Origin of the sequence: Pseudomonas sp. Sample_23 (assembly GCF_004307595.1) — a bacterium.
Lineage (GTDB): Bacteria > Pseudomonadota > Gammaproteobacteria > Pseudomonadales > Pseudomonadaceae > Aquipseudomonas > Aquipseudomonas atacamensis.
The window spans coordinates 29,262-42,384 of record NZ_RCNX01000075.1 but is presented as its reverse complement, the minus strand read 5'-3'; the positions used below and the strand labels follow the sequence as shown (position 1 = coordinate 42,384).

Annotated in this window: 9 protein-coding genes; 4 read left to right on the top strand and 5 right to left on the bottom strand. The window is 60.5% G+C overall.

All coding sequences use genetic code 11. The annotated features are described in order from the left end of the window. Positions 1–38 precede the first annotated feature (38 nt). The gene (locus D8U82_RS19505) at positions 39–416 is read left to right on the top strand and encodes a response regulator (protein ID WP_016774860.1); all 378 of its coding nucleotides are present in this window, start codon (positions 39–41) and stop codon (positions 414–416) included. A 46-nt stretch (positions 417–462) separates the two neighbouring features. Here the strand turns inward: D8U82_RS19505 and D8U82_RS19500 are convergent, their stop codons facing one another. The 3 genes from D8U82_RS19500 to D8U82_RS19490 all read right to left on the bottom strand — a co-directional run bounded on the left by D8U82_RS19500 (position 463) and on the right by D8U82_RS19490 (position 4,821). Further along, the gene (locus D8U82_RS19500) at positions 463–2,133 is read right to left on the bottom strand and encodes an ATP-binding protein (RefSeq protein ID WP_016774859.1); all 1,671 of its coding nucleotides are present in this window, start codon (positions 2,131–2,133) and stop codon (positions 463–465) included. Next, a complete protein-coding gene (locus D8U82_RS19495) occupies positions 2,130–3,632 on the bottom strand; it encodes an ATPase domain-containing protein (RefSeq protein WP_024013082.1) in 1,503 nt (500 codons plus the stop codon). The genes D8U82_RS19500 and D8U82_RS19495 overlap by 4 nt, the downstream gene beginning before the upstream one ends. Before the next feature lie 133 nt (positions 3,633–3,765). Beyond that, complete coding sequence (locus D8U82_RS19490) at positions 3,766–4,821, bottom strand: tetratricopeptide repeat protein (protein WP_130889124.1); 1,056 nt, start codon at positions 4,819–4,821, stop codon at positions 3,766–3,768. 170 nt (positions 4,822–4,991) lie between these two features. On the opposite strand from D8U82_RS19490, the gene D8U82_RS19485 reads away from it, so the two are divergent. Genes D8U82_RS19485 through D8U82_RS19475 form a run of 3 tightly spaced genes read left to right on the top strand, consistent with a single transcriptional unit; the run spans position 4,992 to position 8,266 of the window. Next, positions 4,992–7,127 (top strand): FUSC family protein, encoded by a 2,136-nt coding sequence (locus tag D8U82_RS19485; RefSeq protein WP_130902774.1) that lies wholly within the window; start codon positions 4,992–4,994, stop codon positions 7,125–7,127. Further along, positions 7,117–7,317: a DUF1656 domain-containing protein gene (locus tag D8U82_RS19480; protein ID WP_016774855.1), complete on the top strand. Its 201-nt coding sequence runs from the start codon at positions 7,117–7,119 to the stop codon at positions 7,315–7,317. Before D8U82_RS19485 ends, D8U82_RS19480 begins: the two co-directional genes overlap by 11 nt. A gap of 4 nt (positions 7,318–7,321) precedes the next feature. Beyond that, on the top strand, positions 7,322–8,266 hold the full coding sequence (locus D8U82_RS19475) for an HlyD family secretion protein (protein ID WP_071172553.1): 945 nt from the start codon (positions 7,322–7,324) through the stop codon (positions 8,264–8,266). A 233-nt stretch (positions 8,267–8,499) separates the two neighbouring features. On the opposite strand, the gene D8U82_RS19470 is transcribed toward D8U82_RS19475, so the two are convergent. Together D8U82_RS19470 and D8U82_RS19465 are read right to left on the bottom strand one after the other, a co-directional pair. Continuing rightward, positions 8,500–9,921, bottom strand: a complete 1,422-nt coding sequence (locus D8U82_RS19470; protein WP_016774854.1) for a TolC family protein — start codon at positions 9,919–9,921, stop codon at positions 8,500–8,502. Continuing rightward, positions 9,918–13,109 carry an efflux RND transporter permease subunit gene (locus D8U82_RS19465; protein WP_024013078.1) on the bottom strand — a complete coding sequence of 1,064 codons (3,192 nt, stop codon included), beginning with the start codon at positions 13,107–13,109 and terminating at the stop codon, positions 9,918–9,920. Before D8U82_RS19465 ends, D8U82_RS19470 begins: the two co-directional genes overlap by 4 nt. Positions 13,110–13,123: the final 14 nt, after the last annotated feature.

Below are 13,123 nucleotides of genomic sequence, written 5' to 3'. Positions count from 1 at the left end.
GGTCGTATCAGCAGCTATTGACCGAACAAAGGCTTCCCATGAGCGTAGATGCGCAAGATGTAGTACTCGTCGTCGAAGACGAACCGGTTATCTTGATGGTCCTGACGGATTACCTGTCAGGGCAGGGCTATCGCGTGTTGCAAGCGGAAAATGGCGAGCAGGCTTTCGAGATCCTCGCCAGCAAACCTCACCTGGACATGCTGATTACCGATTTCCGCCTGCCGGGCGGGATCTCCGGCGTGCAGATTGCCGAGCCAGCGGTGAAATTGCGACCGGACCTCAAAGTGATTTTCATCAGCGGCTACCCGCAGGAAATCCGTGAAACCGGCAGCCCGATCACCAGCAAGGCACCGATCCTGGAAAAACCGTTCGATCTGGATGTGTTGCAGGAAAAGATTCAGGAATTGCTGGCCTGATGGTCATGCAGGAGCTGCCGAGCCTTCGGCAGCTCCTGCATGAGAATCAGCTATTGATCATCTCGCGCACCTTGGCGGTGAGCAGATCAAAGGTGAAGGGCTTGGTGATCATCTGCATTCCCGAGTCGAGGAAGCCACCGCGCACCGCCGCGTGCTCGGCATAACCGGTGATGAACAACACTTTCAGACCTGGCCGGTATTGCCGACCAACCTCCGCCAGTTGACGACCGTTCATCCCCGGCAGGCCAACGTCGCTGATGAGCAAATCAATACGCTGCGTCGAATTTAGAATCGGCATGGCGCCGTCGGCATCACCGGCCTCCACGAACGCATAACCCAACTCACTGAGCACGGCGCTGACCAACACGCGCACAGCCGGATCGTCTTCGACGATGAGTACGGTTTCGCCATCCATCGCATACGGAGCCTGCTGCGAATCCGAGACGGGAATTTCCACTTCTTCACCACGGAAACGCGGCAGGTAGAGTTTTACCGTGGTGCCTTGGTCGACTTCACTGTCGATCGACACATGCCCGCGCGACTGCTTGCTGAAGCCATAGATCATCGACAGTCCGAGGCCGGTGCCCTGGCCGATCGGCTTGGTCGTAAAGAACGGATCGAACGCGCGGCTGACCACACTCTGCGGCATGCCGCTACCGTTGTCAGTGACGCTGAGCATCACGTAATCGCCCGGCTCCAGATTGCTGTAAGCGGCGGTGAAGTCGCTATGCAGGACCTGATTGCTGGTTTCCACCACCAGTTTGCCACCCTCGGGCATCGCATCACGGGCATTGATGACCAGGTTGAGCAGGGCGCTCTCGAGTTGATTGGGATCGGCCTCGGCAACCCAGAGGTTGTCGTCCAGGCGCATTTCCAGATGAATGCTTTCATTGAGGCTGCGTTGCAGCAGCTCGCCCATCGACAGCACCAGCGTGTTCATCTGCACGGCTTTCGGGTCGAGGGATTGCCGGCGGGAGAACGCCAACAAGCGGTGGGTGAGGCCAGCGGCGCGGTTGGCGGAAGTCACGCCAAGGTCGATCAGACTGTCGAGGTCTTCGGTGCGGCCCCGGGCCAGACGTCGGCGCAGCAGCTCCAGGCTACCAATGATGCCGGTAAGCATGTTGTTGAAGTCGTGAGCGATGCCGCCAGTGAGTTGGCCGACCGCTTCCATTTTCTGCGATTGGCGCAGCGCTTCTTCGTTGTGGCGAAGTTGTGCGGTGCGCTCTTCAACCTGTTGCTCGAGGGTTTCCAGAGTTGATTGCAGGCGGCGTTCGCTTTCACTCAGGTCGATCAGCCGATCGCGCGCTTCATATTGTCGTCGCCGCCCGCGCAGGGCGGCGGAGACCAGACTGACCAGCGTCGCGGGATGGAAGGGGCGCTCGAGAAAAGTCACGTTGCCGAGCAGGGTGCTGAGACGCGACGGCGGACCTTGTTCATCGCCGCCATGATGAGTCAGCAGCACGATGGGCATGTCCGACCACGCGGGTTGCTGGTCAAGGTAGGCGATAAGCCCTTCCAGTTCCGGTCCGCGCAGCGCTTCAGCAGCAATCAGCAGCAACCCGGCGCCGACCTCCAGTTCGGTGCACAGAGCGCCGAGATTCGGCGCCACCATGCCGCCGTAACCGGCTTCGTTGAGAATCATCAACGCGATCTGGCTGTCGCGACCCATGGGCGCCAGCACCAGCACCCGCTCGGCCAACGGCGTGTTGACCGTCACAAGCTTTCATCCTCAAGCAATGGATTGCTCGCTCCCATGTAGGTCGGCACGCCACGCAGCACGCCCTGGAAGGATTCCAGCGGTTGGCCGATGGTCATGCCGCGCGAGGAAATCCGGTATTCACGGATGGTCGACTCGTGGTTGCCGGTACGTTTTTTGATAATCGAGATCGCCCGGCGGACTTTGCCGAGGGCTTCGAAGTAGCGCAACAGAATCACCGTGTCGGCCAGGTAAGTGATATCAACCGGCGCCTGCATATCGCCCACCAGACCGTGCTGGGCGACCGTCATGAAAGTCGCCGCGCCTTTGCGGTTAAGGTACAGCAGCAGCTCGTGCATGTGCAGCACCAGCGCGTTTTCTTCCGGCATCGCTGCCTGATAGCCGTTGATGCTGTCGATTACCACGGTTTTGATACCCAGCTCATCGACGCAACGGCGCACGCGATGGGACAACTCACCGGGAGACAATTCGGCGGCGTCTACTTGTTCGATCAGCAGATTACCGGTGGCCTGCAAGGCTTTGAGGTCGATGCCGAGATGACGCATGCGTTCGAACAGCAGGCCCAGTTCTTCATCGAAAATGAACAGCGCGGCTTTTTCGCCTCGGGCCACCGCTGCGGCGGCGAAGATCATCGAAATCATTGATTTGCCGGTACCGGCCGGGCCGAGAATCAGCGTGCTGGAGCCGGTTTCGATGCCGCCGCCGAGCAGGGCGTCCATTTGCGGGATGCCGCTGGACAGCTGCAGACGTGGGTAGTCGCCGCGATGTTCCGCCGCTACCAGGCGTGGGAAAACATGGACGCCGTCGCCCATGATGGTGAAATCGTGGAAACCGCCACGGTATTTCTGCCCGCGATATTTGACCACTCGTACCCGACGACGCTCGGCGCCGTAGCTAGGCGTCAGCTCTTCAAGGCGGATCACGCCGTGGGCGACACTGTGCACGGTCTTGTCGAGGGATTCTGTAGTCAGGTCATCGAGCAGCAGGACGGTGGCGTCGTAGCGCACGAAGTAATGCTTGATCGCCAGAATCTGGCGACGATAGCGCAACGAGCTCTGCGCCAGCAGACGGATCTCCGAAAGGCTGTCGAGCACTACACGGGTCGGTTTGAAGCGTTCGACCACTTCGAAAATCTGCCTGGTCGCCTCGCCCAGTTCAAGGTCCGAGGAATACAGCAGGCTTTGCTGATGTTCGGCATTGAGCAGGCTTTCCGGCGGTGTCAGCTCGAAGATCTTGATGTTTTCGTTCAGCTCCCAGCCGTGGGAGAGCGCACCTTGACGCAGTTCTTTCTCGGTTTCCGAGAGAGTGATGTACAAGCAACGTTCCCCGGCCAGCGCACCGGCGCGGAGGAAATGCAAAGCCACGGTGGTTTTGCCGGTTCCGGGTTCCCCCTCGAGCAAAAACACATGGCCGCGGGACAGGCCACCGGCAAGGATGTCATCCAGACCTACGATGCCGACGGCGGCCTTTGCACTGATCAACTCGTTTGATGTAGTCAAAAAACGCCCTCTTATGACTAGGGTAATTCGGCGGCTGGCTTAAGTGAGCCGCCTGAATAACTTGACCTCAGGGCATGTTCACGGTTCCGCTTTTTCTTTCGACAGGTGGTTGATTGCACCCGCTCTACCTTGATTAAAGACCCTGTTGCAGGGCCGGGTCGTCCGGATTCAGCTGCTCCAGTTGCGCCAGCAGAATTTGCACATTCTGCAATTGGCCGCTTTCCTTCCAATAGTTGATCAACAACACCCGCGCCTTGCGGTCGGCGGGGTGGCGCTGAACGATTTCCTGCAATTGTTTCTGCGCCGCTTCCAGTTCTTCCGCGCTGTGCAGAGTGGTGGCGAGGTCGTAGCGATAATCCTTGTTGTCCGGTTCCAGCTCGACCGCTTTGGACAGGCCGAGCAGGGCATATTCGCGCTGGCCGTGGTGCAGCAGCCACAGGCCGAGGGCATGTTGCAGATAGGCCGAATCGGGCTGCGCCTTGAGTTGGCGGGCGAGCAACTGGCGAGCGGCATCGCTCTGGCCCTGGCGGTCGAGCACATCGATCTGCATGACCAGCGCCGGCAGGTTGCCCGGTTCCAGGCGCAAGGTATTGTCCAAAGCCTGTTGGGCCTGTTTGTATTCGGCGTTGTGAATATAGAGACGGGCCAGTTGCGCATAGTTGGCGGCGCTTTCCGGCTGCCTTTCCAGGGTCTGTTGCCAGCCGTCGATGGCCTGCTGTAGCGGTGCGAAATACAGGCCGAGCTCGTCCGGGGCCAGGCCGAGCAGGGCATTGATCGCGGCGAAACGGACAGCTTGTTCTTCATCATCGAGCAACGGTCCTAGCAGCAGACTGCGCTGCCCGCCGGGCACCAGACCGACGATGCTTTTGATCGCTGCGACGCGCACTTGCGGCGCTTCGTGATGCAAGTCGATGTCCGCCAGCTTCAACGCCTGCGGACTGGGGTAATTGGGCAGTTCGCCATGCAGCCAGACCCGGCGCTTGACCGAGATGTCCGGGCGGCCCAATTGCTGGTACAACTGGCGCGCCGCTCCGGGTTCACCGGTGCGCGCGGCGTTCAGCGCTTCGCTGTAGCCATGTTTGATAGCATCGGGGATGGTCGGAGTGCTGCTGCGCCAGGACAGCCAGACGACGCCGAGGATCAGTACGAGGCCTAAGCCGATCAGCAGGTTGCGGCGGGACTGAGTCATGCGGGTTTCCGAAAGCTTCGAACTTGAGCAGAGCGGCAAGCTTCGTTCAGCTTGGCGCGTGAGTCAAACCGTTGCCAGCGAATCGTCCTACAACACGTGTCGACTGTGAAATCCGTCAGGCTTTTGCTGCAATGTCTACGCTTGCAGAAGTCGTTTTAAAGAGAGTGCCCATGTCTGCGCTGTACACCTATTTCAAGGCTTTGATCCATCCCGGTCAGGCTGTTCTGCTGTTTGCCCTGCGGACCATCGCCGCCGGGCTGTTGACCCTTTATCTGGCGTTCATCTTCGATCTCGAACAGCCGAAGTGGTCAATCATGGCCGTGGTGATCGTCAGCCAGCCACTGGCAGGGATGGCACTGGCGCGCAGTTTCGGCCAGGTGATCGGCACCACCGTGGGTGCGGCGGTGGCGGTGCTGATCATGGCGATTTTCCCTCAGGCGCCGCTGCCGTTCATCACGACATTGGCGTTGTGGCTGGCGCTGTGCACGGCGGGCGGCACCTTGTTGCGCTACACCAGTTCCCAAGCGTTCGTGCTCAGTGGTTACACCGCAGTCGTGGTGGCCTTGCTGGCGATTCCGGATCAGGACGGCACCTTTCTGCTGGCGGTCACCCGCGTCACCGAAACCCTGTTGGCGGTTGCCTGTGTCTGTGTGGTCAGTTTGCTGACGGCCCGGCCTGAAGCCGTCGCCAAGGGCTATTTCGCCAAAATCGATCAGGTCATCAAACTGGCCGCCAGCCACGCCGCCGAAGTGCTTCGCACGGAAGAAAGCGAAGCCGATTTCCAGCGTCGGCAGATGCAACTGCTCGGTGAGATCAGCGCACTGGAAGGTTTGCGACGTCATTTGTATTTCGATGCCCCACGTTTGCGCAGTGCCGACAACCTGGTATTGCTGCTCGGCAACCAACTGATGCTGCTGACCTCGCGACTGACCGCGCTGCGTCATCAGCGTGAATTGCTCATCGAACGCTGGGAGGGCGATCTGCCGCTGGAGGTCCAGCAGTTGCGTGCCGAGGAACTGGCGTTGCTTGAGCAGCTGGCGCAACAGGGCCGCGCGCTGTCTGGCGCCGATCGGCAGCGTTTCGTCACCTTGCAGCAACAGTTCGAAGCATTGGCGTACAAGGCCGAGCAGCAGACCGAGAACATGAGCGCGACCCTGCGTTCATTGGCTTGGGCGCTGCGTTGGGAGCAGGCGCGCCTGTTGCAGCAACTTGAGCAGATCCTCGAACTGAGCGACGCGATTCAGGAAGGGCGCCCGGCCAGTTGTCTGTATCGCGGCCAGAGCAGTCCGTTGCATCTGGATTTCACCCTGGCCTCGATGAATGCGATCCGCGCCTTTACCGCGCTGTTGGTCAGCGGGTTGATCTGGATCGAAACGGCCTGGGATGGCGCGCGCGGCGGAATGATTCTGGTGGGGATTCTCTGCTCGCTGATGGCGACTTTTCCGCGTCCGCTGATGGCTGCGCAAAGCTATGCGCGAGGCTTGGGCCTGGCACTGGTGGTGTCGGCGTTCTATCAATTCATGCTGGTGCCGGCGATCAGTGATTTCGAGCTGCTGGCCTTGCTGCTGGCGCCGCTGCTGTATGCCATTGCTGTGGGCATTTCCAGTCCGGCCACCGCCGGTATCGGCATGGGTCTTGGCCTGTCCAGTTTTCTCATGCTCGGACCGCAAAATACCGGCACTGGGCAGAACACGGCGATCCAATGGTTCGAATTTGCCGGCGCCTACGTCAGCGCAGCGATGCTGGCCCTGATCGTTTATGCGCTGATCTTCCCGTTCCGCCCGGGCTTGCGCATCCGCCGCCTGTATGGCGAAGCGCGGGAGCAGGTGTACCAACTGAGCAAAATGCCGGCGACCGATGAACAACAATTCGCTTTCGAGAGTCGGATGACGGATCGCCTGACCAGCATGCTCGGCCTGCTGCCAGCGGCGAACGATCGTGCCATGCAGCGCTTGTATGAAATCAGCCTGGCATGCGTGGCCTTGGGCGTGGCCATGCATCAGCTGCGACAGCAGGCGCAGAACAACGCGCTACTTACCGATGCGTTCGGCCAACGCCTGGCGTCGGCGTTGCGCAAGACTGGTCGTTTGGTTGCCGGTCGCGACGATGTCCAGCTTGCGGCGCTGCTGGCCACGTTGCACCAGCTCGGAGACGAGCTGGACGAGCTGCACGCCACCAGTCATGAACATCTATGGTCGGTGTTTCGCATGCGTGTGGCGCTGCTGATTGTGGTGTCGTTCCTTGAGCGGCACGGCGATTATTTGCAACCTCAAGGCCTGGAAGGAGAACCGCAACTTGCCCATTGATTTCGAAATTGGCGGGGTTTATCTGCCGCCGATTGCCCAGGCACTGTTACTGGCGATTCCGATTTTCATGTTGCTGGACTGGTGTCTGCGGCGCCTCGGCGTGCTGCGCCTGGTGTGGCATGAAGCACTGTTCGAAGGCGCACTGTATGCCTGTGTCTGCGCCACGCTGATTCTGTTGATGGGAGCCTGATGTCTTGAAAGCACTAGTTGCACGAATGATGACCGTGGCAGTGGTGATCCTGGCGATCGTCCTCGGCTGGTTCGCCTGGGAGTATTACACTCGCGCGCCGTGGACACGGGATGCTCGGGTGAGGGCGGATGTGGTGACGCTGTCGGCGGATGTTTCGGGGCGAATCGTCAAACTGGCAGTGCAGGACAACCAGCATGTCGACAAGGGCCAATTGTTGCTGGAGATCGATCCGGCGCGTTATCAACTGGCGGTCGAGCATGCCCGGCGTTCGGTGGAAGTGTCCAAGGCGTCGCTGGGGCAATCGCAAGCGGCAATCGTCGCCAGTGAGGCGTTGCTCAAACAACGTCAGAGCGAGGAGCGCCGCCGCCGCACGCTGAAGCAGGGCTTCGCGATTTCCGGTGAAGAATGGGAGAAGGCCAGTACCGACGTGGCGGTTGCCCAGGCGGATCTGTTGCGCAATCAGGCCAACCTCGGGCTGGCCGAAGCCAATGTGCAACTGGCAATTGCCGCGCTGACCCAAGCCGAACTGGACTTGCAGCGCACCCGCGTTGAATCGCCAGTGAGCGGTTACGTGACCAACCTGCTGACCCGCCAGGGTGACTATGCACAAGCCGGCGGCGCACTGCTGGCGCTGGTCGACAGCGATTCGTTCTATGTCAGTGGTTACTTCGAGGAAACCAAGTTGCCGCGAATCGAGGAGGGTGATCGGGTACGCATTCAATTGATGAGCGGTGAGCGTTTCGGCGGTACGGTAGAAAGCATCGCCTTCGCCATCGCCGACCGCGAAAACGCGCCGGGCAGTCGTCTGCTGGCGAACATCAACCCGAGTTACACCTGGGTGAAACTGGCGCAACGGGTGCCGGTGCGCATTGGCATTGATGGTGACTTTGCCGGCAAGCATCGCCTGCGCGCCGGTACAACCGCCACCGTCACCGTCCTGGAACCCTGATCCCCGGTAGGAGCTGTGTTGATCGTTCCCACGCTCCGCGTGGGAATGCAGCCCGTGACGCTCCGCGTCACTGGACGCGGAGCGTCCCTTGAGGCATTCCCACGCGGAGCGTGGGAACGATCAACAAGAAACCTTGTGCTGCACAAAGGCATAAAAAAACCCCGCGACCGAATGATACGCGGGGCAAAAAATTTGGTTGGTTGCGGCCAACCAAAGGAGCTCTTTAACAACCTTTACTTGCTGGCGACTGTCTCCGGTTGCCAGCCACCGCCGAGGGCCTTGTAGATCGCGACGATGCCGCGATACAGCTCAACTTCGGCCTGGGCCTGAGTGTCTTCGGCGTTCAGGCGCTCACGCTGGGCGTCGAGCAGGACGAGGAAATCGGTGGTGCCTTCGCGATAACGGATTTCTGCCAGGTCAGCAGCCTTGCGACTCGATTCGCTCTGACGGATCAGTGAGATCAGGCGTTGCTGACGCTTGCCGTAATCGCTGAAGGCGTTTTCCGATTCTTCCAGCGCCAGCAGTACTTGTTGCTCGTAGTTGGCCAGCGCGCCTTCGGCGTCAGCATCGGCGCCGCGCAAACGGGCACGGACGCTGCCGAGGTCAAACGCAGCCCAGGTGATGCTCGGGCCGAGTGCCCAGGCATTCGCTGCCGAGGAACCGATCTGCGAACCACGTCCGGCGGTCCAGCCAAGGAAGCCGCTGAGGCTGACCCGTGGGAACAGGTCGGCTTTGGCAACGCCGATGCGCGCAGTGGCCGAAGCCAGTTGCCGTTCGGCGCTGAGGATGTCCGGACGACGTTGCAGCAGTTCACCCGGATCACCGATCGGCAGCGCTTTGGCGATGGCCGGCAGGTCTTTCGGGCTCAGGTCGACGGTCAGTTTGTCCGGGCGTTCGCCGAGCAGGGTAGCTATACGGTTTTTCTGCCGAACCTGTTCCGCCTGCAACTGCGGCACGGTGGCTTCGACGTTGGCCAGACGCGCATCGGCGCGCTCGACATCAAGCTGATCACCGACGCCGGCGTCACGCAGGCTGATGGTGATCTTGCGCGACTCCTGCTGGTTGTTCAGGTTGGCCACGGCGATTTTTTCCCGCAGCTGGGCGCCGCGCAGTTGACCGTAGGCGTCGACCAGTTCGGCAATCATGGTGACTTGCAGCTGATACAGATCGGCTTCGGCGGCTTGCTGGTCGGCATCACTGGCTTCCAGATTGCGCTGGATGCGGCCGAACAGGTCGAGCTCCCAGGCCATGTCCAGACCGAGGTCATAGCGCTCGCTATTGACCCGGTCGGTGGTCTGGCCGGGAATCTGGCCCTTGCCCAGGTCACTGCTGGCGCGGCTGGTGATGGTCGGCATCGCGTCATTGCTGGCGTCGTCGCGGATTGCCCGGGCGGCTTTCCAGCGGGCGAACGCCACGCGCAGTTCACGGTTGCCTTGCAGCGACTGGCTCACCAACTGGTTCAGGGTCGGATCATCGAATTGCTGCCACCAGATGCCTTCGAATTTCGAGCGGTCGAAGTTCTTTTGTCCGGCGGCGCCGTCGGTGGCGGTGGTGATATTGGCCGCCTCCGTGGCTGGGGTCTTGTAGTCGGGGCCGACGGCGCAGGCGCTGAGGGCCAGCACCAGCAGACTCGGCAGGAAGACTTTCAGACTCATTGTTGCGCCTCCAGTGGCTTTTGAAGAGTGTGCGCCTTGGCTGCTTTGCGCTGCTCGCCGCGTTCGACAAAGTTACGGATCAATACGTAGAACACTGGCGTCAGCAGCAGACCGAAGAAGGTCACCCCGAGCATCCCGGAGAACACCGCCACACCCATGGCGTGACGCATCTCGGCACCGGCACCGCTGGAGAACACCAGTGGCACCACACCCATGATGAACGCGAAGGAGGTCATCAGGATCGGCCGCAGACGCAGGCGGCAGGCTTCCAGCACCGCTGCGAGCGGATCGAGGCCTTCTTCCTGTTTATCCTTGGCGAACTCGACGATGAGAATCGCGTTTTTACAGGCAAGTCCCACCAGTACGATCAAGCCGATCTGGGTGAAGATGTTGTTGTCACCGCCGGAGATGATCACACCGGTAATGGCCGACAGCAGGGTCATCGGTACGATCAGGATCACCGCCAGTGGCAGGCTCCAGCTTTCGTATTGTGCGGCGAGCACCAGGAACGCCAGCAGCACGCAGAGCGGGAACACGAACAGCGCGGTGTTGCCGGACAGAATCTGCTGGTAGGTCAGGTCGGTCCACTCGTAGGTCATGCCGTTCGGAAGTTCTTCCTTGAGCAGTTTCTCGATGGCTTTTTCTGCCTGGCCAGAGCTGTAGCCCGGGGCTGCGGCACCGTTGATTTCAGCGGTGATGAAACCGTTGTAGTGCATCACGCGATCCGGTCCCGAGGTGTCGCTGACCTTGATGAAGGTCGCCAGCGGGATCATCTCGCCTTTGTTGTTGCGTACTTTCAGCTGACCGATCTGATCGGATTCAAGACGGAACTGCTGTTCGGCCTGAACGTTGACCTGATAGGTGCGCCCGAAGCGGTTGAAGTCGTTGGCATACAGCGAACCCAGATAGATCTGCAGGGTGTCGAAGATGTCGCTGACGGCCACGCCATGGGTCTTGGCTTTTTCGCGGTCGATGGCGGCATCGACCTGCGGCACGTTCACCGTGTAGCTGGTGAACAGGCCGGCCAGTTCCGGCACGTTGTGGCTCTTGTTGATGATGTTCATGGTTTCTTTGTACAGCTCGTCGTAGCCGAGGTTGCCCCGGTCTTCGATCTGCAGGCGGAAACCGCCAATGGTGCCCAGGCCTTGTACCGGCGGTGGCGGGAAGATCGCCATGTACGCTTCCTGAATGTTCGCGTACTGGCCGTTCAAGGCACCGGCAATCGCACCGGCGGACATGCTCGGGTCTTTACGCTCGTCGAACGGTTTCAGGGTCACGAAGACGATGCCGGCGTTGGGGCTGTTGGTGAAGCCGTTGATCGACAGGCCCGGGAACGCTACGGCGCTTTCCACGCCCGGCTGTTTCAGCGCGAGGTCGGACATGCGCTTGATCACGTCTTCGGTGCGATCCAGGCTCGCGGCATCCGGCAATTGCGCGAAGGCCACCAGGTATTGCTTGTCCTGGCCGGGTACGAAACCGGTCGGCGTGCTGGAGAAACCGAAGAAGGTCAGCACCATCAGGCCTGCATACACGAGCAGGGCAATGCCGCTGCTGCGGATAACCCGGCGCACGGTGCCGACGTAGCCATGACTGGCACGGTCGAAGAAACGGTTGAACGGACGGAACAGCCAGCCACCGAAGATTCTGTCGAGCACTTTCGAGAAGCGGTCTTTCGGTGCGTCGTGACTCTTCAGCAACACAGCAGCCAGCGCTGGCGACAAGGTCAGCGAGTTGAACGCCGAGATCACTGTCGAGATCGCGATGGTCAGTGCGAACTGTTTGTAGAACTGCCCGGTGAGGCCGGAAATGAATGCCGCCGGAATGAACACGGCACACAGCACCAGTGCCGTGGCCACGATCGGCCCGGTCACTTCACGCATGGCGCGCTTGGTCGCTTCGACCGGCGTCAGTCCGAGTTCGATGTTCCGTTCGACGTTCTCCACCACGACGATGGCGTCGTCCACCACGATACCGATGGCCAGCACCAGGCCGAACAGCGACAGGGCGTTGAGCGAGAAGCCGAACAGGTGCATGACCGCAAACGTACCGATCAACGATACCGGCACCGCCACCAACGGGATGATCGAGGCGCGCCAGGTCTGCAGGAACAGAATCACCACCAGCACCACAAGGATCAGCGCTTCGAACAGGGTGTGAACCACCGCTTCGATCGAGCCACGGACGAAGATCGTCGGGTCATACACGATGCTGTAATCCATGCCCTGCGGGAAGCCTTTCTTCAGCTCTTCCATCTTGCCGCGCACTTCGTTGGAAATGTCGATGGCGTTGGAACCGGGACGCTGGAAGATCGGGATTGCCACCGCCGGCTGATTGTTCAGCAGCGAGCGCAAGGCGTATTGGCTGGAACCCAGTTCAATGCGCGCAATGTCCTTCAGGCGAGTGATCTCACCGTCGTCGCCTGCACGAATGACGATGTTCTCGAACTCTTCCTCGGAAACCAGACGGCCTTGAGTGTTGACCGACAGCTGGAAGCTTTGCGCGGTCGGGGCAGGGGGCGCGCCCAGTTGACCGGCGGCGACCTGACGGTTCTGCTCGCGAATCGCGGTCACCACATCGGTCGCGGTCAGATTGCGCGAAGCGGTCTTGTTCGGATCAAGCCAGACGCGCAGCGAGTAGTCGCCCATACCAAACAACTGCACGTCACCGACACCACCCAGGCGAGCCAGCTCATCCTTGATGTTGAGGATCGCGTAGTTGGACAGGTAGAGCATGTCGTAGCGCTTGTCCGGTGAGGTCAAGTGCACAACCATGGTCAGGTCTGGCGAAGCCTTGTCGACGGTGATACCGATACGCGTCACTTCCTCGGGAAGCTTCGGCTCGGTCCGGGTCACCCGGTTCTGCACCTGCACCTGCGCGTTGTCCAGGTCAGTGCCCAGGGCGAAGGTAATGGTCAGGGTGATCTTGCCGTCAGCGGTCGATTGCGAGGACATGTACAGCATGTTCTCGACGCCGGTGATGGCTTGCTCCAGCGGAGCGGCCACGGTTTCACCGATGACTTTGGGGTTAGCGCCCGGGAAGTTGGCGCGCACGACCACGGTCGGCGGCACGACTTCCGGGTATTCGCTGATCGGCAACTGGAACAGCGAGATCGCACCGGCGATCAGGATCAACAGCGACAGCACCGCTGCGAAGATCGGCCGGGAAATGAAGAATTGGGAAAAATTCATCGGAGTTGTCGTCC

Excerpts from the sequence above, each read along its gene's own strand:
- D8U82_RS19485 (WP_130902774.1), top strand. The coding sequence starts at position 4,992 with ATGTCTGCGCTGTACACCTATTTCAAGGCTTTGATCCATCCCGGTCAG.
- D8U82_RS19465 (WP_024013078.1), bottom strand. The coding sequence starts at position 13,109 with ATGAATTTTTCCCAATTCTTCATTTCCCGGCCGATCTTCGCAGCGGTG.
- D8U82_RS19505 (WP_016774860.1), top strand. The coding sequence starts at position 39 with ATGAGCGTAGATGCGCAAGATGTAGTACTCGTCGTCGAAGACGAACCG.
- D8U82_RS19470 (WP_016774854.1), bottom strand. The coding sequence starts at position 9,921 with ATGAGTCTGAAAGTCTTCCTGCCGAGTCTGCTGGTGCTGGCCCTCAGC.
- D8U82_RS19490 (WP_130889124.1), bottom strand. The coding sequence starts at position 4,821 with ATGACTCAGTCCCGCCGCAACCTGCTGATCGGCTTAGGCCTCGTACTG.